The sequence below is a fragment of the Mucilaginibacter sp. genome, assembly GCF_028288225.1.
In the GTDB taxonomy this organism is placed as follows: domain Bacteria; phylum Bacteroidota; class Bacteroidia; order Sphingobacteriales; family Sphingobacteriaceae; genus Mucilaginibacter.
Genome location: NZ_JAQBOC010000057.1, coordinates 59,681 through 80,739 on the forward strand (window position 1 = coordinate 59,681; position 21,059 = coordinate 80,739).

General features: G+C 42.6%; 12 protein-coding genes and 1 pseudogene. 7 read left to right on the forward strand and 6 right to left on the reverse strand.

Features of this window, described 5'->3' with window-relative positions:
* The first annotated feature begins 75 nt into the window (after positions 1–75).
* Entirely contained in the window at positions 76–2,391 is a 2,316-nt protein-coding gene (locus JWQ54_RS17305; RefSeq protein ID WP_299587231.1) for a family 20 glycosylhydrolase, read from the forward strand.
* A gap of 282 nt (positions 2,392–2,673) precedes the next feature.
* Here JWQ54_RS17305 and recA read toward each other — a convergent pair whose 3' ends face one another.
* From recA to JWQ54_RS17325, 4 genes are all read right to left on the reverse strand, one after another.
* A complete protein-coding gene (gene recA / locus JWQ54_RS17310) occupies positions 2,674–3,681 on the reverse strand; it encodes a recombinase RecA (protein ID WP_094569038.1) in 1,008 nt (335 codons plus the stop codon).
* Positions 3,682–3,841: 160 nt separating this feature from the next.
* Positions 3,842–4,603 (reverse strand): endonuclease III, encoded by a 762-nt coding sequence (gene nth / locus JWQ54_RS17315; protein ID WP_299587234.1) that lies wholly within the window; start codon positions 4,601–4,603, stop codon positions 3,842–3,844.
* A gap of 255 nt (positions 4,604–4,858) precedes the next feature.
* On the reverse strand, positions 4,859–5,053 hold the full coding sequence (locus tag JWQ54_RS17320) for a hypothetical protein (RefSeq protein ID WP_299587236.1): 195 nt from the start codon (positions 5,051–5,053) through the stop codon (positions 4,859–4,861).
* A 205-nt stretch (positions 5,054–5,258) separates the two neighbouring features.
* Positions 5,259–5,843, reverse strand: coding sequence for a sigma-70 family RNA polymerase sigma factor (locus JWQ54_RS17325; protein WP_299587238.1), 585 nt, complete (start codon positions 5,841–5,843; stop codon positions 5,259–5,261).
* A gap of 396 nt (positions 5,844–6,239) precedes the next feature.
* Between JWQ54_RS17325 and uvrA the strand changes: the two genes are divergently transcribed.
* Positions 6,240–9,176: an excinuclease ABC subunit UvrA gene (gene uvrA, locus JWQ54_RS17330; RefSeq protein WP_299587240.1), complete on the forward strand. Its 2,937-nt coding sequence runs from the start codon at positions 6,240–6,242 to the stop codon at positions 9,174–9,176.
* A gap of 245 nt (positions 9,177–9,421) precedes the next feature.
* Positions 9,422–10,555: a PQQ-binding-like beta-propeller repeat protein gene (locus JWQ54_RS17335; RefSeq protein ID WP_299587242.1), complete on the forward strand. Its 1,134-nt coding sequence runs from the start codon at positions 9,422–9,424 to the stop codon at positions 10,553–10,555.
* Between the two features lie 86 nt (positions 10,556–10,641).
* On the opposite strand, the pseudogene nagB reads toward JWQ54_RS17335, so the two are convergent.
* A pseudogene (nagB, locus tag JWQ54_RS17340) lies at positions 10,642–12,564 on the reverse strand (glucosamine-6-phosphate deaminase); the annotation flags it as partial.
* Positions 12,565–12,925: 361 nt separating this feature from the next.
* Here nagB and JWQ54_RS17345 point away from each other — a divergent pair.
* The 4 genes from JWQ54_RS17345 (at position 12,926) to JWQ54_RS17360 (ending at position 18,837) form a co-directional block, all read left to right on the forward strand.
* Positions 12,926–14,797, forward strand: coding sequence for a CocE/NonD family hydrolase (locus JWQ54_RS17345; protein ID WP_299587244.1), 1,872 nt, complete (start codon positions 12,926–12,928; stop codon positions 14,795–14,797).
* A gap of 71 nt (positions 14,798–14,868) precedes the next feature.
* Positions 14,869–16,530, forward strand: a complete 1,662-nt coding sequence (locus JWQ54_RS17350) for a M1 family metallopeptidase (protein WP_299587246.1) — start codon at positions 14,869–14,871, stop codon at positions 16,528–16,530.
* Positions 16,531–16,779: 249 nt separating this feature from the next.
* On the forward strand, positions 16,780–17,517 hold the full coding sequence (locus JWQ54_RS17355) for a head GIN domain-containing protein (RefSeq protein WP_299587248.1): 738 nt from the start codon (positions 16,780–16,782) through the stop codon (positions 17,515–17,517).
* Between the two features lie 132 nt (positions 17,518–17,649).
* Positions 17,650–18,837, forward strand: a complete 1,188-nt coding sequence (locus tag JWQ54_RS17360) for a hypothetical protein (protein ID WP_299587250.1) — start codon at positions 17,650–17,652, stop codon at positions 18,835–18,837.
* 70 nt (positions 18,838–18,907) lie between these two features.
* Here JWQ54_RS17360 and JWQ54_RS17365 read toward each other — a convergent pair whose 3' ends face one another.
* Complete coding sequence (locus JWQ54_RS17365) at positions 18,908–20,902, reverse strand: KUP/HAK/KT family potassium transporter (protein ID WP_299587252.1); 1,995 nt, start codon at positions 20,900–20,902, stop codon at positions 18,908–18,910.
* Between the last annotated feature and the right edge of the window lie 157 nt (positions 20,903–21,059).

Below are 21,059 nucleotides of genomic sequence, written 5' to 3' on the forward strand. Positions count from 1 at the left end.
AATAGTTGTACTATTTTTCCTAAATAGCATATAGTTTAAGTATAACATTTTATATTTTTCATTTCATTCTGAAATATGATCACCTTTAAATCAAAAAAAGTAAAATCTCCGGTTACTGTACTCGTTCTTTTGATGAGTATTTTACTCCTCAACACTGCTTACGCACAGGACACTGACTCCTATATGGGCATTATACCTGCGCCTGCATCACTTGTTAAATCAACGGGTACATTTACATTTAGCAAGTTTACTGTTATAAAGGCCGACCAGCCCAAAGATCTGGCAGTCGGGCTGTTAAAGGATTTCCTTTTAAATAACCGCGGCCTTAAAAACCGGGTGGTTAAATATAATCCCAGGGTAAAAAGCAAAGCCAATTCGATAATACTTACCGCCCGTGGTTCGGAGAGTTTGCCAAAGGAAGGTTATAAATTAACTATAGCTCCGCATAAAATTACCATTATTGGCAAAGGAGCCGGATTGTTTTACGGCATCCAAACTTTAATACAACTATTCTCGGTTGACCATGCAATTGCTGAAAATCTCCCCTGCCTGGTTATTAACGATGAACCTCGCTTCGGATACAGGGGTATGATGCTTGATGTTTCACGCCATTTTTTTACAGTAGAACAGGTAAAAAGGGTGATAGACCTGATGGCTGCCTACAAGCTTAATAATTTTCACTGGCATCTGGTTGACGGGGTAGGATGGCGCATCGAAATAAAAAAATATCCGAAACTTACCGAAGTTGGCGGAACCCGCCAGCAAACCATGTTCGGCAGCAACCGCGACTGGCCCGATGGAGAACCGTATACAGGCTTTTATACCCAAGATCAGATTCGCGATGTTGTTAAATACGCCGCCGGAAAATACATCAATATAGTACCCGAAATAGAAATGCCCGCCCACTCTGATGCTGCCTTACGCGCCTATCCTGAGCTGATGTGCACGCCAGATACTTCTGTTAAAAATCCGGCCCGGACAACCGGGCTGTACTGCCCAACAGAAGAAACTTTTACTTTCCTGGAAAATGTACTTACCGAAGTAATGGACCTTTTCCCCAGCAAATACATTCATATTGGCGGCGATGAGGCCAATAAACAGCCCTGGAAAGAATCGGCTTTTTGCCAGAATTTGATCAAACAACTTGGCTTGAAAGATGAGAACGCGCTGCAAAGTTATTTTATACAGCGGATGGAGAAATTCCTGAACTCAAAAGGCCGCAGCATTATTGGCTGGGACGAGATCCTGGAAGGCGGTTTAGCCCCAAATGCAACCGTAATGAGCTGGACGGGCGAACAAGGCGGTATTGCCGCAGCCCAGCAAAAACATAATGTGATCATGACACCGCAAACTACCGGTTTGTATTTTGATCATTACCAAAGCCGCTCTCCCCTTGAGCCTGTATCATTCGGCCGATATGCCGAATTCTCTGAAACTTATAATTATGAGCCGATTCCGAAAGTTTTGACGGAGGATGAAAAAAAATACATTGTCGGCGTACAGGGGAATTTATGGACAGAGTATGTACCAACAGTCGCCAAACTGCAATACCAGATCTTACCACGCCTTTTTGCGCTATCGGAAATAGCCTGGAGCAAACCTGAAAGAAAAGATTACAAGAATTTTTCGGAAGTGCGCCTGGCCAAACATTTTGCAAGGCTTGATGCCATACATTACAACTACCGGGTACCCACCGCCTTTGAGGTGATTGATACCATGATGATAGGCTCACAATTCACTATGGCTCCAAAATCAGTAGTGCCTGGGGCAAAAATAGTTTATACCCTTAACGGCCGCGATCCACTGGATACCGATCTGGGATATGAATCGCCTATTATATTTAATATCCCGGCAGGTGAAAAAAGGGTGTTTAAAACCGTGGTAATTACGCCGTCAGGCAGGCGCAGCTTACCCACAAGCACCATTATGTATAACCAGACCCCAATTGCCGCCGTTAACTATACCGGCAATAGCCAGGGATTAAGATTTACCCTTATTAAAGGCAGCTTCACTTCGACTGACCAACTGGATTATGCTCCATTGGATAGTGCAGGCATAACTAAAACAATGGAAACTACAGAGTTCCGGAAAACCCGGCCAAACTCCGGGGTGGTCTATGAAGGCTATGTTTCTATCCCGGCTGATGGGGTATATAACTTTTCGGCTGCTACCTATAATGATACCCAATTGTTTATTGATGATAATAAGCTTGCTGAAAATGAAGGAGCGATCTCTTTATTAAGAGGATATCATAAAATAAAAATTAAAAACTTTTATACCGCCCCTGTACCCGGCGCACGCCGCAGGGGAAACCCCGCATTGCGGGTCTATATGATAGCACCGGGTACAATGGATAAGAAATTGCTGACAGCAGATATGTTGTATAATTGATCTCCAATCATTAGGATAAGTCATTAAAATAAAGGGTAGACCTTACGGCCATACAAAAATGACCCATCGGGTCTACCCCTTTGTAGAAAACATCGCATTATTCTTTTTGCATCGTAGATGCTACCCCTTTACCCGTTAACAGGTAGTTAATATTATATTTTCCGTGCTGTTCAGCAAAACGCTTCAATAAAAAAGTCCCGGTAAAATACCAGGACTTCTACTATATCGGTGTAATCAAATTTCAAATTGATGAAATCATTCAAAAATCAATGAAATGAAAAACTAAACTTCAGCTAAATGATCGCCGGTTACTGTTTCTTTGATCTTGGCTTCCAGCTCTTCCATCAGCTCAGGGTTATCAAGGATCAGCTGTTTAACGGCATCGCGGCCCTGGCCAAGGCGGGTTTCGCCGTAGCTGAACCATGAGCCTGCTTTTTTTATGATGTTGTGCTCAACACCCAGGTCAATGATCTCGCCTGCTTTTGAAATGCCTTCGCCAAACATAATATCAAACTCGGCAATGCGAAAAGGCGGAGCAACTTTGTTTTTTACAATTTTTACTTTAACCCGGTTACCCGACACTTCATCACTATCCTTTATTTGTGAAATGCGGCGCACATCCAAACGTACAGATGCATAAAATTTAAGCGCATTACCACCTGTAGTAGTTTCGGGGTTACCAAACATCACACCAATTTTATCGCGCAGCTGGTTAATAAAAATACAGCAGCAGCCTGTTTTGCTAATGGTACCTGTCAGCTTACGCAAAGCCTGCGACATTAAACGTGCGTGCAAACCCATTTTCGAGTCGCCCATTTCACCTTCAATTTCGGCTTTGGGAACAAGGGCGGCAACAGAGTCGATAACTAAAATATCGATGGCTCCTGAACGGATCAGGTTATCAGCTATCTCTAATGCCTGCTCGCCGTTATCCGGCTGAGAGATCAAAAGATTTTCAACGTCAACACCAAGTTTTTTGGCATAAAAACGGTCGAAGGCGTGCTCGGCATCAATAAATGCGGCAATCCCGCCATTTTTTTGTGATTCGGCAATGGCATGAATAGCCAGTGTAGTTTTACCTGATGATTCAGGCCCGTATATTTCTATAACACGTCCTTTAGGTAAACCGCCAACACCTAATGCGATGTCAAGCCCTAAAGACCCGGTTGAGATCACTTCGGTAGGTTCAATAACAGAATCGCCCAACTTCATGATGGTGCCTTTTCCGTATGATTTTTCCAGCTTGTCTAAGGTTAGCTGTAATGCTTTTAATTTATCTGCGCTGCTCATTATAAAAATTGTATGTACAAATGTATAATATATTATTTACAAATACTAATATTTTTAGTAATTATTGTTGACTGAGTTGGAATGGTTGATTGAGTTGATTCGGTTAGTTTCAATTCCACTTGCAAACAACAGTTAAACTTAGTCAACTAAATCAACTTAATCAACCATTGTTATCAACACTTCTCTTCTTTAGCTCCTTGCTAATCTTATTCAAAGCATTTTTCTTTTTCTGATCCTTTACCTTTTTCAATCTTAATGCTTCAGCCTTTAGCAAAGCTGATTCCGTATGTGCTTGCTCATAATATTTACAAAACCAGCTTATGGGGCAAATCGCACACTTGGGGTTACGGGCCACGCAAATATATCGTCCATGCAGTATCAGCCAGTGGTGCGCTACCCCCAGTGTATTTTGCGGCAAATATTGCGTCAGCTGCTTTTCAACGGCGAGCGGGGTTGTAGCTTTATTGGTTAACCCTATCCTGGCCGATACCCTGAAAACATGTGTATCCACAGCAATTGCCGGCGCATCAAACACAACTGATGCAATAACATTTGCAGTTTTACGCCCCACGCCCGGCATTTTTTGAAGATCGTCTAATCCGGAAGGTACCTCGCCATTAAAAACATCAACCAAAATTTTAGCCATGCCCACCAAATGCTTTGCCTTATTATTCGGGTAGCTTACACTGCGGATATAAGTAAAAACTTCTTCGGGCGTTGAGGCGGCAAGTGATTCGGGTGTAGGATAGCGCTCAAATAAAGCAGGGGTTACCTGGTTAATCCGCTTATCGGTGCATTGTGCCGATAGAATAACCGCTATTAATAACTGGAACGAATTGCCATAATTCAATTCAGTTTCGGGATTAGGCTGGTTTTTTGAAAAGTATTCAACAAAATGGAGATAACGGTCCTTTTTAGTCATTGGTCATTGTGTTATTAGTCATTGGAGCACAGTACATAGTTTGCAATCTATCTACTAATAAATTTCATATGCAATAATCATCAATAAATAACTAATACAAAAATGAGTTGCAAATAATAAAGAAAAGCTGCCATTCACTAATGACCAATGACACAATGACTAATGACCAACATAAAAATAGAAAGGTTCACAAATCATAGACCGTTTTATCATAAAACAGCTATGACCCGTGAACCAGTTAGGTAAATTGTACTACTAACGCAAACTCCTCGAATGGTCGAGAATGTGATGAATGGTTTGAACTTTAGGGTTCCTTTTCAGCAAGTCAAGATCAGCACGAAGAGAATGATAGAACATTAATTCGTCGCCTTCCAGATTCGCCTGCAATTCCTCGTTCACCATGGCTTTGTCAGTGAGTAAATTTAAAGTCGTTGTAAAGGTTTCATCCATAAGCTTTCTTAAAATTTTTGGTTTACAGATACTAAACGAAAGCTTAAATATAATATTTTATTTAGATGAAAATTAAATGAAATTTTTTTATTACGGGGTCACAAGCTGTAATTGTTGTAAGGGTTGTAATAGCTGTTTAGATAAAGGTGTAAAAGGGTTGTAGAAGGTGAGTTTTTAACAACTGCAACCTTTACAACCCTTAAAACTAATTTTTTAAACTTAGCTCCTTACTTTGCATCATTTTACGCAAATTGTTAAGGGCATAGCGCATTCGTCCAAGGGCGGTATTAATGCTTACATCGGTAATATCAGCTATTTCTTTAAAGCTCATATCCCCAAAATGGCGCATTATCAATACCTCTTTTTGCTCGGCAGGCAATAAATGAATTAATGATTTAAGGTCCTTATAAGTTTGCTCCCTAACCATACGGTCTTCGGTGCTTTCATCATAATTGCCCAAAACTTCAAAAATGTCAAAATCATCGCCATTGCTTACCATCGGCGCGCGTTTTTCGCGGCGGAAATGATCTATCACCAAATTATGGGCAATACGTGTTACCCACGGTAAAAATTTACCTTCTTCGTTATACTTCCCTGCTTTTAAAGTATTTATTACTTTGATAAAGGTATCCTGAAAAATATCTTCGGCAAGGTATTCGTCTTTAACCAGCAAATAAACGGAAGTATATATTTTTGATTGATAGCGGCGGATCAGCTCTACCAGCCCGCACTCATCACCCGCAATGTAAAGATGGATTAAATCCTGGTCACTCTTCAATTGAAAATCCATAGAAAAACTACTAAACTTAATTAATTAAATATTTTTATTAAAGTAGAGTTCTATCTATAGCGTTATCTTTTAGGGATTAAGAAATTGTTATCCCAAATAAAACAAATTATCACGTAAAAAACAAATATTATTTTTCATGATATATAAGAAGTATGATTTTTATATTGGTAAATGATAGACTACGATCAATTAAAAAGGTTTATTTCTATTGTCAGCACAGTGCAAACTATTCAATAAATAGTTAAATAACACCCTACTAATCACCAACCAATTTGGATACTGCTAAATATTTTAGGATTTTTGCATTTTGGAAGAAAGACCATTAGTCAATAGTCCATAGACCATGGAAAATATGGCTACTATGGACTATCGACCATGGACTATGGACAACACAAAATGATCAAAGAAGCAGACAAAGATCCTCAAAAACATATTATTATTAAGGGCGCAAGGGTACACAACCTTAAAAATATGGATGTGGCCATACCCAAAAACAAGCTGGTTGTAGTTACCGGCATGTCGGGTTCGGGCAAGTCGTCACTAGCTTTTGACACCTTATATGCCGAGGGGCAGCGCCGGTATGTTGAAAGCCTTTCATCATATGCCCGCCAGTTTTTGGGCCGTATGAACAAGCCCGATGTAGATTATATTAAAGGAATAGCCCCTGCTATTGCCATTGAACAAAAGGTTATCACATCCAATCCGCGGTCAACAGTAGGCACCTCAACCGAAATCTATGATTATTTAAAGCTGCTTTTCTCGCGCATAGGTAAAACTATTTCGCCTTTATCAGGAGGGATAGTTAAGAAAGATTCAGTTACCGATGTGATCAATTTTATTATGACGCTGCCCGCCGAAACGCTGGTTACCATATTATGCCCGCTGTACCCCCACAACAACCGAAGCTTAAAAGAAGAGCTGGCGGTTTTGATGCAAAAAGGATTTGTGCGTGTTGAATTCCGCGGTAAACTTTCAAAAATTGAAGACCTGCTGGAGGATATGAGCATTGTTGATGACGGGAGTTGGTTGGTTGAGGAACTGAACGGGGACGATGTGAAAGTTGAGAAGGTAAAGGTGAAAGGTAAGAAAGACCATGAGCCATCGACCATGGACCATGGACAAAAAACTAATCTCACGTCTCAAATCTCAACTACGGTAAGAATAGTTATTGACCGCATTTCAAAAAATGATGAGGATGAAACCTATAGCCGGTTAGGCGATTCTATCCAGACTGCTTTTTTTGAAGGTAAGGGCGATTGTTATGTGCGTTACCGTGAGCCCGACGCAGAAAATGAAACCGAACGCTTTTTTTGCGACAGATTTGAGCTGGATGGCATCCGTTTTGAAGAGCCTACGCCGAACTTTTTTAGCTTTAATAATCCTTATGGTGCCTGTAAACGTTGCGAAGGATATGGCAAAGTGATCGGCATTGATGAAGATTTAGTAATTCCAGATAAAAGCAAAAGCATATATGAGGGCGCAATTGCCCCCTGGCGCGGCGAAAAAATGCGCGAATGGAACGAATTGCTTATTAAAAATGCGCTGAAATTTGATTTTCCAATTCATCGCCAATACAACCAGCTTACTGAACAACAGCAAAAATTATTGTGGAAAGGTAACAGCTATTTCCGTGGCCTTGATGAATTTTTTAAGGAGATGGAAGAGCAAACCTATAAAATACAGTACAGGGTTTTGCTCTCGCGATACAGGGGGAAAACTACCTGCCCTGAATGTAAAGGCAGTCGTTTAAGACAGGATGCATCCTATGTAAAAATCAACGGCAAATCAATAACCGATGTGGTTTTGATGGCCCTGGATAAAGCACTCGATTTTTTTAAAAATATTGAGCTTAACGAAACCGATACCAAAGTTGGCAAGCGCTTGCTGATGGAAATAACTAATCGCCTGTTGTTTTTAAATGATGTAGGCTTAAGCTATTTAACGCTTAACCGTTTGTCAAATACCCTGTCAGGTGGCGAATCGCAGCGGATCAACCTGGCAACATCTTTGGGCAGCAGTTTAGTGGGCTCCGTTTATGTGCTGGATGAGCCGAGCATTGGTTTGCACCCCCGTGATACACAACGATTGATCGGTGTGCTTAAATCTCTGCGCGACGTTGGCAATACCGTATTGGTTGTTGAGCACGAAGAAGAAATAATGAAGGCTGCCGATCACATTATTGATATTGGCCCCGAAGCCGGCACGCATGGCGGCAACCTGATGTTCAGCGGCACTTATGATGAAATTATAAAAGACGATTCCAGTTTAACGGGCCGTTATTTGAGTGGCAAGGAAGAAATTGAGATCCCGAAAAGCCGCCGCAAATGGAACGATTTTATAGAGATAAAAGGTGCAAGGGAAAACAACCTGCAGCATGTAAATGCAAAATTTCCGCTAGGTGTTTTAACCGTTGTAACCGGTGTATCCGGTTCAGGTAAAACAAGTTTGGTAAAACGCATCCTTGCTCCTGCCCTGCAAAAAACGCTGGGCAATTATAATGCGGAGCAAACAGGCGCCTATGACAGCATTGAAGGCGATTATCAAAAAATTGAACAGGTTGAACTGGTTGACCAAAACCCGATTGGCCGTTCATCGCGCTCAAACCCGGTTACTTATGTAAAGGCCTGGGACGAGATCCGGAACCTGTATGCTGCGTTGCCGGTTTCAAAAGCTGCGGGCTTAAAGCCATCGGCATTTTCATTTAATGTTGAGGGCGGGCGTTGTGATGTTTGCCAGGGCGAAGGCGAGGTAAAAATAGAGATGCAGTTTATGGCGGATATATTTTTAACCTGCGAAACCTGCGGCGGCAAACGCTTTAAACAGCACATCCTGGATGTCACTTACCAGGACAAGAATGTGTCGGAGGTGCTGACCATGACCATTGAAGAAGCACTTGAGTTTTTTGCCAAAGAGCCAAAGATCATCAGCAAAGTAAAACCGCTGATGGATGTGGGCTTAGGTTATGTGCAATTGGGTCAATCATCAAATACCTTGTCGGGCGGCGAGGCACAGCGGATAAAGCTGGCATCCTTCCTGGTTAAAGGGAACAATACGCATAAAACGTTGTTCATTTTTGATGAGCCTACAACCGGCCTGCATTTTGCAGATATTAAAAAGCTGCTAAAATCGTTTGATGCCCTGCTTGACCATGGCAATACCATAATTGTTATTGAGCACAATATGGATGTGATTAAATGTGCCGATTGGGTAATTGACATCGGCCCGGAAGGCGGCGACCGCGGCGGAAAAGTTGTGTTTGAGGGTTTACCGGAGAGTTTAATTAAAGAGAAGGATTCATATACCGGTAAATTCCTGAAGGAAAGATTTTCTTAGGGTTACGAAATTTATTTACATTTATTTTCATCACCATACGCAAAGGCGCAAGAAATTGCGCCTTTGTTGTTCTAAACCTTTTACGTCACATGGCCACCTTTCCGGTGGCTTTTTTATTTATAATAAAGCAATTAAACTTTTAACAGTTTTGCGTGTCATTGATCCAGTATTTTGTTATTTAATAAACCTGGTTAATAATATACTTTTAAACTATCCGTTTCACGTTCAGTAATCTAATCACAAAAATGAAAACCTTTATCCTGCCTTTAAACAAGCGTTTTTTAAAAATTCCTGTTTTATTATTAATCTTATTTTCCACATCCTGCAAAAAGGACTCTAAATCAAATACACCAGCTCCCACAAACACAAAAGCTACCGTTTATTTTGGGGGACAGGATAATAATTTTTATGCTCTTAATGCCCAAAATGGCGATTTGATCTGGAAATACCAGTCTGGTGGTGATTTTGCTTATTCAACACCGGCGCTCGCAAATGGCACATTATATTCCACCAATACTGATCATAATCTTTATGCACTTGATGCCGCCTCTGGTACGTTAAAATGGAAGTTTACCACTGCAAGCACTACAATATCAAGTCCTGCGGCGGCTAATAATATTGTATATTTTGGCAGCGATGATCATTATATATATGCTGTGGATGCAGTGTCAGGTAATTTGAAGTGGAAATATCTAACCGCTCAAAACGTGGATTCGAGCCCTGTAGTTTCAAACGGAACAGTCTATATTGGCAGCGCTGACGGAAATCTTTATGCCCTGGATGCCTTAACCGGAAGCTTAAAATGGAAGTATAATACAGGCAGTCCGATAGTTGAGGCGAGTCCGGTCATCTCAAATGATGTCATATTTATAGGCAACAGGGATGGTTATTTGAATGCTGTAAATGCAACTAATGGCCAATCAAAATGGATATTTAGCACCAACGGCATTTCGCTTGAACAGTCAAAACCTTCTATCAATAACGGAGTGATCTACCTGGCAAGCTGGTATAACATTAATGATTTTAACCAACCGGGCTCCCTTTATGCCATTAAGGAGAGTGATGGAAGCCAAATCTGGAAAGGCCTCAATGGTCAGGGCTTTACATCTGGTCCGGTTTATGCCGATGGAAAAATATTTATAAACAGCGATGATCTAAATCTCTATGCGGTTGATGCTGCTACCGGCAATGAGATCTGGAAAAAACCAATCATTGCCAATGGCGCTGTACCTACCGTTGCAAACGGAAAAGTATTTGCCGGTGGCGGTGGATCGAATGCCTTTTATGTGTTAGATTCCGGTACCGGCGATGAAAGCTGGAAATTATCGCTAACCAACTGCATTAATACCTCGAAACCATTGGTTGTTGGCGAAAATTAAGAAGATTGACGATTTCGCCGATTATAAAAAAATGATTACACTGATTGTATCGTTAATCAGTGTAATCATCCTGCAATCGGTGTAATCTAAAAATGATACCTCACAAAGGCCTCCATGGCCTCATATTCGGCCATGCCCAGCTTGTCATAAGCATGAGCGGTTTCACGGGTACGGTCCTCGGCCCTTACCCAGAACTCCCTGGCATCATCCCCCGGGAATACCGGCCTGTCCTTCTGGCTCTGGTGCTTGAAGATGGCATTGCGCTTGCGGATCACTTCCTGCGGCGAGAGCGGTACGGCCATCTCGATCTCGTGGGTCTCAAACTCCAGCCAGGCGCCGCGGTACATCCACAGCCAGCAGTCTTTTACCCAGTCTTCCGTTTCCCTGAGCCTTCTTAAAGCGGCCAAAATGATGTTGAAGCATACCAGGTGCGTGCCGTTCGGATCGGCAAAGTCGCCCGCTGCAAATACCTGCTGCGGCTTTACCTGCTGCAGCAGCTCCATGGTCAGCCTGATGTCTTCCTCGCCTACCGTGTTCTTCTTGATCTTCCCGGTTTCATAAAACGGCAGCGCCATAAAGTGGATATGGTCATCGGTGAGCCCGTCATACCTGTCCCCCGAGAAGGCTTCTGTGTTGCGGATAAACCCTTTTACATCCCTGATCTCTTTGGTATCTACCTGGTTGGGGTGTTTGGTGGGGATAAAGGCCCGCATCTCTTCGTATACTTTTTTCAGCTTGGTATTGTCATCCCCGATGCTGCTATTAAAGTCTATGGCAAATTCTACGAATCTTAATACGTCATCATCCCATACGGCGGTATTGCCCGAGGTCTGGTAGGCCACATGCACATCATGCCCCTGGTCTACCAAACGGATAAAGGTGCCCCCCATGGAGATCACGTCATCATCCGGGTGCGGCGAGAAGATGACCGACCGCTTCCGGGCCGGCTGCGCCCTTTCCGGCCGCTGGCTGTCGTCCGCATCCGGCTTGCCCCCCGGCCAGCCGGTAATGGTATGCTGCAGCTGGTTAAAGATATCAATGTTGATGTTATAGACCGGCCCCTGTTCCACGGCCAGCTGCGCCATGCCATGGTTGTTATAGTCTTCTTCGGTCAGCTTTAAGATCGGTTTGTCCAGGTTGTCGGCCAGCCAGATCACGGCTTTCTTTTTCAGCCCGTTCTCCCACACGCAATCCTTTACCAGCCAGGGGGTATCAAACCGGGTAAGGGAGCTTGCTGCGGGTTCATCCAGCACGAATTCCACATTGTCCGATAGCTGCAGGTAGGTGGCCGGTACATCGCCCGAGATCTCGCCTTCCACCGCTTTTTTGATGATCGGGGCCTTCTTCAGGCTCCAGGCCATCAGGATGATCTCCCTGGCCTTGAAGATCGTGCCGATCCCCATCGTGATGGCCTTGGTGGGTACGTTCTGCTTGCCGCCAAAGTCGCGCGAGGCATCGTTCCGGGTCAGGTCATCCAGCGTTACCAGCCGGGTGCCGGAATTGGGTGCCGAGCCCGGCTCGTTAAAGCCGATGTGGCCCGTACGGCCGATCCCCAGGATCTGCAGGTCCAGCCCGCCAAGCGCCGTGATCTTTTTCTCATAGTCCAGGCAAAAGGCGGCCACCGCATCCTGCTCAAGCGTGCCATCCGGAATATGTACGTTCTTTTGATCGATATCTACATGGCTGAACAGGTTCTCGTTCATGAACGTTACATAGCTCTGCGCCGCATTGGGCTGCATCGGGTAGTACTCGTCCAGGTTAAAGGTGGTAACCTTCTTAAAGCTCAGCCCTTCTTCCCGGTGCTGGCGCACCAGCTCGGCATATACGCCAACAGGGGTTACTCCCGTGGCCAGGCCCAGCACCGTCTGCTCGCCTTTGGCTGTTTTCGCTTTTATCAGCCTGGCTATCCGCTGCGCTACCGCTAATGACGCTTCTTTCTGATTGCAATACACCGTTACCGGCAGCTTCTCGTAACGCGTCTCTTCTAGTAAATTTAATCTGGCCATTTTTTTGGTTGGGTTGTATTTAGTTTAACAAAGGAGCGAATAAAAAAGCATTACAAAGAAAATCCCCGCCTGGGCGAGGATCTATTCAAACCAATTTAACTATAAATTCCCCTTACCGACATAAGGTTGATGTAAAGTTCATTTTTTAAAGTGCAATGCATTATTCACACAAACTTAATAAAATTACTTTTACAACCACAACACTTATTAAAATATTTTAATAAGTGTTGTTTGCGCTATTATTATGCCCATATTTTAGCGTGTTGTAATAATAGTTTATCCTGTTTCTGTAACAGTGTTGACACGAATAGCATATTGTTGATTATCTTTTTAAATTAGCTTAAATTAACTGACCGAACTAAACATGAAAAAATTGCTACTCTTAACCGTGGCTGCATTATGGTGCACCTTAACCTTTGCACAAGCGCCAAAAGATACTTCCTATATCAGGGATCATTACACCAAAATGGAAAAATACATTACCATGCGCGATGGTAAAAAACTGTTTACATCCATTTACCTGCCTAAGGATCAGTCAAAAAAATATCCAATTTTAATGACCCGTACGCCTTACACAGTATCTCCTTATGGCGAAAACAATTACAGAAAGTCATTGGGACAAAATTCCCTGCTCTTAGAAGAAGGGTTCATTTTTGTTTACCAGGATGTACGCGGCAAGTGGATGAGCGAGGGGGACTATATTGATGTGCGCCCAAACATCGACAATAAAAAAGGCAAACAACAGGTTGATGAAAGCTCAGACACCTATGATACCATCGACTGGATGATAAAAAACCTGCCCAACAATAATGGCAAAGTAGGTATAGAAGGGATCTCGTATCCCGGGTTTTATTCAACTGCATCCTTGCCAAATGCGCACCCTGCACTAAAGGCAGTATCGCCGCAGGCCCCGGTTACCGATTGGTTTATTGGAGATGATTTTCACCATAACGGCGCCCTATTTATAATGGACGCATTTTCGTTTATCACCAGCTTTGGCGTTCCCCGCCCGAAACCTATTATACCGGCGCAATTTAAAACCGCTATAAAATTTAAATATCCCGACAATTACAAATTCTATCTTAACCTGGGTGCCTTACCAAATTATAAGAAGCATTATTTTGGCGATTCGGTTAAGTTTTGGAACGATATGATGGCCCATCCAAATTACGACAGCTTCTGGCAGGATATGAACATCCGCCCGCACTTAAAGAACCTTACACCTGCTACAATGGTGGTTGGCGGTTTTTTTGATGCCGAGGACTGTTTTGGCGCCCTGCATGTGTTTGATGCTATTGAAAAGCAAAATCCGGCAGGCCATAAAAATATGCTGGTAATGGGGCCATGGTTTCATGGTGGCTGGGAGAGTGTTGACATCCAGCATTTCGGCGACCAGGATTTTGGATCGAACACCAGCAAATGGTTCCGCGAGAATTTAGAATTGCCGTTTTTTAAATATTACCTGAAAGGTGAGGGCGAGTTGGACCTGCCAAAAGCGGCTATTTTTATTTCGGGCAGCAACGAGTGGAAAAAATTCAGCAAATGGCCGCCTGAAAATTCAATAGAAAAAACTTTATACTTCCAGGCTAACGGCAAGCTGTCATTTGACGCACCCACCGGCGGCGATAGCTTTGACGAATATGTAAGCGACCCCAGCTCACCGGTACCATACCAGGATGGTGTACAGTCGCACCGCACAAGGGAATACATGCTGGACGATCAGCGTTTTGCAGGCCGCAGACCGGATGTAAAGACTTACCAAACTGATACTTTAACAAGTGATATCACTTTGACAGGCCCGGTTGTGGCTGACCTGTTCTCATCAATAAGCACCACAGATGCCGATTACGTGGTGAAGCTAATTGATGTTTTTCCGGATAACTATCCAAATCCAACACCAAACCCTAAAAATGTGACCATGGCGAGCTATGAAATGCTGGTGCGCGGCGAGATCTTCAGGGGTAAGTTCCGTAACTCATTTGAAAAGCCGGAGCCGTTTATACCGGGTAAAGTAACAGAGGTGAAATATAACCTGCCTGATGTTGGGCATACCTTTAGAAAAGGGCACCGCATCATGATACAGGTACAAAATTCATGGTTCCCGCTTGCCGACCGGAACCCGCAGCAGTTTGAGGACATTAACCAGGCAAAGGATTCGGATTTTCAGAAATCAACTATCAGGATCTATCATGACGGACAAAATAAATCAAGTGTGAAGGTTACTGTATTACAATAAGATTTCACTGATTATTATATGATTTCACCGATTTTTTGAGAGATTACAGAGATTAAATTTAGATTGTTCAAATGAAACTACTACACAGATCATTAATTATATGTGCACTGGGACTAATTTCCTATGGGGCAAATGCCCAGTTGGGTGCAAAAAGAGAGACTTTTACCCGGGCCGATTCATTGCGCGGCTATATGAGCCCTTTGCGTACCTGCTATGATATCAATTACTACCACCTTGATGTTAAGTTTGATATTGAAAATAAATTCATCAGCGGCAGCAATCTGTTTAAATTTACTGCTACGCAGGATTTTACCAAACTGCAGTTTGATCTTTTCTCAAATTTAAAAGTTGAAAAGGTGGTATATAAAGGCAAGGAGTTGCCCTTCACGCGCGAGTTTAATGCCGTGTTTGTAACTTTCCCGAATACCATAGCCAAGGGCAGTAAGGACGGGTTTACCGTATTTTACTCGGGTAACCCCACCATTGCCAAACGTGCGCCATGGGATGGCGGTATAGTTTTCTCGAAAGACTCATTGGGTAATCCGTGGGTAGCTACTGCCTGCCAGGGAATTGGTGCAAGCATCTGGTGGCCCAATAAAGATCAGCAGGAAGATGAGGTTGACAGTGCTTTGATCAGCATCAGCGTACCGAAAGGATTAACGGACGCATCAAACGGGCGCCTTCGCAAAGTAACAGATTTGAAAAATGGCTACACCCGGTTCGATTGGTTTGTGGCCAACCCCATTAACAATTATGATATTGAAGCTAACATCGGCAAATACTCCCACATCAGCGATAGCTATAACGGCGAAAAAGGCAAGCTTACTTTAGATTATTGGGTTTTAAGCTATAATGTTGATAAAGCAAAGAAGCAGTTTGGCGATAACGTTAAAGATATGATCAAAGCTTTTGAACATTGGTTTGGCCCTTATCCTTTTTATGAGGATGGTTATAAGCTGATAGAGGCCCCGCACCTGGGCATGGAGCACCAAAGCGGAACCGCTTATGGCAACCACTACCGCAATGGTTATTTAGGACGTGATCTATCCGGCACTGGCTGGGGCCTTAAATGGGATTTTATTGTAGTGCACGAGAGCGGGCACGAATGGTTTGGGAATAACATTACCTCGAAAGACCTTGCCGATATGTGGATCCACGAAAGCTTTACCAATTATTCCGAATCGTTATTTATTGAACAGCGTTATGGCAAACAAGCCGGGCAGGAATATGTACATGGCACACGTTTCGGCATTCAAAACGACTCCCCCATCCTTGGCGTTTACAATGTAAACAAAGAAGGTTCAGGCGATATGTATCCCAAGGGCGGCAATATGCTGAACATGATCCGCACCATTATTAATGATGATGAAAAATGGCGCAGCATCCTTCGCGGCTTGAACAAAACCTTTTATCACAAAACCGTTACTTATGATGATGTGGTAAATTATATTAACGAGCAATCAGGTAAAAACCTGTCGCCCGTGTTTGATCAGTATCTTAAATACAAAGGCATCCCGATATTAAACTTTATGGAAACCGGTGGTAAACTTTTTGTACGCTGGATCTCGGATGTAAAAGGTTTTAATATGCCGGTACGTGTAAAAATCAAAGGTGGTGAATACCAGTTTATAACCCCATCAACCCGGTTTCAGCCCGTTGAAATAAATAGCGCAACTAAGAACAATATTGAGGTGGATACCTTTAACTACTATATTGGGGTAATGGTGGATTAGCCCCTGGTACCATTTAAACTATCTTGTCATTGCGAGGTACGAAGCAATCGCATGCCATACAGAGCGATTAGAAAATTGCAGAACTTGCGTAGTTCGCGATTGCTTCGTACCTCGCAATGACGTGTTTAATAAATAGTTTGTTGTAGAAACGACGCCTGGGAAACTACAATAATAAAAGTCAATTTATTTCTTATTTTTAATGCAACCTAATGATACATCTTGCGTCTTATTAAAACAAAACTAATAACCATGAAATCGATATCCAAAATTTTGCTGGCAGCTATGCTTTTAACAGGCGCTGGCTATACGTATGCAAAGCCTGCCCCAATTGTAAAGGTTAGCCCTTCCGAAGTTGAAGACCGCCATCTATCCGGCTTTAACGGCGTAAATGTTGCAGGTCCGTTTGATGTATTTATTACGCAGGGCTCAACAGAATCGGTTAAAGTTGAAGCGCCTTCTGATGTAATAAACCGTATTATAACTGAAGTAAACAATGGTGTATTAAAAGTATACAGCAAACACGACTCCTGGAACTGGGGCAACTGGTTTGGTAACCATAAAAAAATAGCTGTATACGTTGTTGCCAAAGACCTTAATGCTGTAAGCATAACCGGCTCGGGCGATGTATCGTTTAAGGAAGGCCTTACCACAAATTCATTAAAATTAAGGATCAGCGGATCAGGCGATATGACCGGCAAAATTGATGTTAAAAGCTTGGAAAGCAGCATTTCCGGTTCGGGTGATATGCGGATTGCAGGCCGTGCTGCCGCTTCCACTGTGAGCCTTGTAGGATCGGGCGATTACACTGCACGCAACCTTGAAACCTCAACTACCATGATCCGCCTTACAGGATCCGGCGATGCCTATGTTAATGCCAGTGAAAAAATTGATGCCGCATTGCATGGCTCGGGCGATATTCATTGCTCCGGAAACCCTAAAAATGTCTCCAAATCAAAAAACGGCAGCGGTGACATCTACGTAAATTAAATAGCCTAATCTGCCCTGCAAAAGGTAACATATATAACATAAAGCGTCGTTTGATCTTTGATCGGCGGCGCTTTTTTATGCATCTATCGGGAGTTCAGCGTAATTTTAAAGCCATTTCGAAACAAGAAAACAATGAAATACATATACCTCTTTATCCCATTTTTACTGGTTCAATCAATTTTTGCACAATCAAAATTGCCTGTTATTAAAGCAACTTCTAAAAGTGTTGCTATCAACGATGGGGGTTATTTAGATAAAAATGCGTGGTCGCTTTCACCGGGGATCAGACCCGACGTTTTTACTGCTGACAGGACCAGGAAAACAAAATGGGTTACTTTTTATACAGACATAGATTCCATCAGGGTAAAAGTAAAACCGGGAACAAAATATAACTTTGTCGTATTGTTAAACGGAAAGGACTCCTGCTACACGCAAATTGCAAGCGCCATTCCCCCGGAAACTCCGCTAACCGGGGCAATTGCCGCCAACGATACCATCCCTTTTACACTCACTGCGTTTAATGCCATCTGCGTAAAAACTGTTATTAATAATACCGATACCTTAAACTTACATTTTGATATCAGCTCATTTGATTTTCATTTAACCAGGGATGCCATCCTTAAAAAAACAAAATTACTCTCAAACCAGCCCGATGCCTTTGCCGGGAAAGCAAATCCGGATTATAATAAATTAAATAAGGTATTCAGGCTGCAGATGGGCAATGCAGTTTGGACCCATCCCGAGGTTCTGCCTACTAAAATAACGGCAGATGATATGGACGGGCGGTTTGGCCCCAACCTGTTTGAAGGTAAAAGTGTTGAAATTGACTACGATAAAAATCTTTTAATCATCCATTCAAAGCTGCCAAAAGTATTGAAAGGATATGTTAGATCGAAAATAGGGTTTACGCATTCATATGCTTACATTACAGGAGCCTTTGAAATAGAAAATAAAAAATACTTTGGCGATTTTTCAATGGACACAGGTTCGGCGCTGGCCATTATTTTGGATAGCGCCTGGGTAAGCAGGCAACAGTTCCCGACGAATTTAAAATTGATTAAAACATCAGCGCTGCGTGACCCTAGAGGCGTAAAATATGAAACTAAATTAGTGCTCTCTCCCTTGCTAAAACTCAATAATTTTGACCTTACAAATATTCCAACACTTATTTTGAGCAATAAAAATCCGGCAGGCTTTGAGATTAATTTTTTAGGCAATGATCTTTTAAAGCGGTTTAATATGATCCTTGATTTCAAAAATGATTACATCTACCTAAAACCAAATAAATTAATGAGCTTAAAATACAGGCAAAACTCTTAGAAAACAGCCAAACCAAGTTCAACAAAGGTTGAAATTGCAGCATCTTTTATTTAAGCTAATATTTCAACTCCTAATTAGGATAAAGATCTTTTACGCTGCCAGCTACCCTTTTCAAAATAATATTTCCAACCGGTTTAACTACCAGCGGGATCTTTTCTATATAGGTTTCGCTGGTATCAAGTCCAAATGCCTTTGCTTCTGATTGTGCAAGTTTTTTGATGGCGAAATAACTGTTCAATATAAACCCTTCCTTAACACTGAATGAATTATTGTACGACAGAAATTTCTCCATTATCACGAACCTGAAATCGGCATTGATCTTAAACTTGCTCAGTGAGTCGTAATGGCTGGTAATATTAACCTCTTTACGTGCCACCATATCTTCAATAACCTTGCGGAACAACACATTTACCCTCGGCTGGATCCTGAACCCAAGCCTGAACTCTACCCTAATGATCTTACCTGGTTCCAGCTGATCTACACTATATTCCATGGTAAATGGCTCATTGGTTGTTTCAATATGGATAAACCAGTAGGTATCCGCCCTTTTTGGTTTGCGGCTCATAATGGAATACATGATCTTTTCCTCTATCTGTTTTGCGTTGTTCGCTTTGGTGAGATAGATAAGATGAGTTGAATATTTACTAACCGATTTATCCGCGCTAAGGGCATTTAACAATGGGATCTGATCTTTCAGGTCGATGAAATTTAAAAATCGGTTATTGATCTTGCGGGCTTTAAACCAAATGTACATGGTAAATATCAACCCAAATTCAAACACCAAAAAAAACAGCCTTTTAAGCAGCTTAACCGCATTCGCCACAAAGAATGAGAACTCAATGGTTAAAAACACGCATAGGATAATAGTAACCAGCCATACCGGCCAATGCTTAACATAGCGCATAAAATAATACATTAATACGGTGGTCATCAGCATAGCTACGGTTATAGAAAAGCCGTAGGCCGCTGTCATGGCTTCGGATGTCTGGAAGTAAAGCGATACGGCTATACACCCAAAACACAGGATCCAGTTGATGCTCGGGATATAAATTTGCCCGCGTATGTTTGATGGATATTTTATTGTGATGCGCGGCCAGAAGTTCATACTCACCGCTTCGCTTATCAATGTAAAGGAACCGCTTATTAATGCCTGGCTGGCAATAATGGTTGCCAGGGTAGCCAGCGCCACGCAGGGAATCATAAACAGGTGCGGGTATGGCACTATTTGGTAAAAAGGGTTAATGCCAGTAAAGTTTTTGCCTGCGGGCTGCAACAGCACCCATGCGCCCTGCCCCAGGTAGTTTAACACCAGCGTGGTTTTTACAAAGATCCAGCTTGCCTGTATGTTTTTACGCCCGCAATGGCCAAGGTCTGAATATAAAGCTTCAGCGCCGGTAGTACATAAAAATACTGCGCCCAATAGCCAGAAACCTTTAGGATGTTCAGTAAGCAGCTCAAAACCATAGTAAGGATTCAATGCTTTAAATATGGTTGGATAGTGAATTATCTGCAGCAGGCCCAATGTGCCTATCATGAAAAACCATAGCAGCATTACCGGCCCAAAAGCTGAGCCAACCACCTTGGTGCCGAATTGCTGAAAGAAAAACAACAGCAGCATAATACCTATAACAATACCTAAAATAAGCCTGCTGCCCGGTACAAATGAAGCCGCCAGCGCTGGTACATTACTCAAGCCTTCAATAGCCGAGGTTACCGAAATTGGTGGAGTAATTATCCCATCGGCCAGTAGTGTGCCCGCACCTATTATAGCAGGTATGGCCAGCCATTTGCCGTAGCGCCTTACCAGGGCATATAATGAAAATATGCCGCCTTCGCCATGGTTATCGGCTTGCAGGGTTATAAAAATGTATTTGAAAGTGGTTTGCAGGGTAAGTGTCCAAAAGATGCAGGAGATGGAGCCTAACACCAACGCTTCGTTTACCTTGCCGCCCTCAACCAGTAAAGTTTGAAAAACATAAAGTGGGGAGGTACCAATATCGCCAAAAATAATTCCAAGGGTGATGAGCGCACCTGCAAATGAAAGTTTCTTTAAATGTGAATGCATGAATTAGTATGAAATATAAACAGGGGATTTACGAAGAGACGGGGCTTGCTTAATTTGAAAAAGCGCAATTAGCCATATTGAGAAAACTATTATCATTTTGAGAAATTCAATTAATAAGAAAAAGGCATAGCCAATAGCCGTGCCATGCAGGCCTATC

Bases quoted from the DNA above. Each gene is read 5' to 3' on its own strand.
- JWQ54_RS17365 (WP_299587252.1), bottom strand. From the start codon at position 20,902: ATGCATTCACATTTAAAGAAACTTTCATTTGCAGGTGCGCTCATCACC.
- JWQ54_RS17320 (WP_299587236.1), bottom strand. From the start codon at position 5,053: ATGGATGAAACCTTTACAACGACTTTAAATTTACTCACTGACAAAGCC.
- nth (WP_299587234.1), bottom strand. From the start codon at position 4,603: ATGACTAAAAAGGACCGTTATCTCCATTTTGTTGAATACTTTTCAAAA.
- JWQ54_RS17350 (WP_299587246.1), top strand. From the start codon at position 14,869: ATGAAACTACTACACAGATCATTAATTATATGTGCACTGGGACTAATT.
- JWQ54_RS17305 (WP_299587231.1), top strand. From the start codon at position 76: ATGATCACCTTTAAATCAAAAAAAGTAAAATCTCCGGTTACTGTACTC.
- JWQ54_RS17360 (WP_299587250.1), top strand. From the start codon at position 17,650: ATGAAATACATATACCTCTTTATCCCATTTTTACTGGTTCAATCAATT.
- JWQ54_RS17345 (WP_299587244.1), top strand. From the start codon at position 12,926: ATGAAAAAATTGCTACTCTTAACCGTGGCTGCATTATGGTGCACCTTA.
- recA (WP_094569038.1), bottom strand. From the start codon at position 3,681: ATGAGCAGCGCAGATAAATTAAAAGCATTACAGCTAACCTTAGACAAG.
- JWQ54_RS17355 (WP_299587248.1), top strand. From the start codon at position 16,780: ATGAAATCGATATCCAAAATTTTGCTGGCAGCTATGCTTTTAACAGGC.
- JWQ54_RS17335 (WP_299587242.1), top strand. From the start codon at position 9,422: ATGAAAACCTTTATCCTGCCTTTAAACAAGCGTTTTTTAAAAATTCCT.
- uvrA (WP_299587240.1), top strand. From the start codon at position 6,240: ATGATCAAAGAAGCAGACAAAGATCCTCAAAAACATATTATTATTAAG.
- JWQ54_RS17325 (WP_299587238.1), bottom strand. From the start codon at position 5,843: ATGGATTTTCAATTGAAGAGTGACCAGGATTTAATCCATCTTTACATT.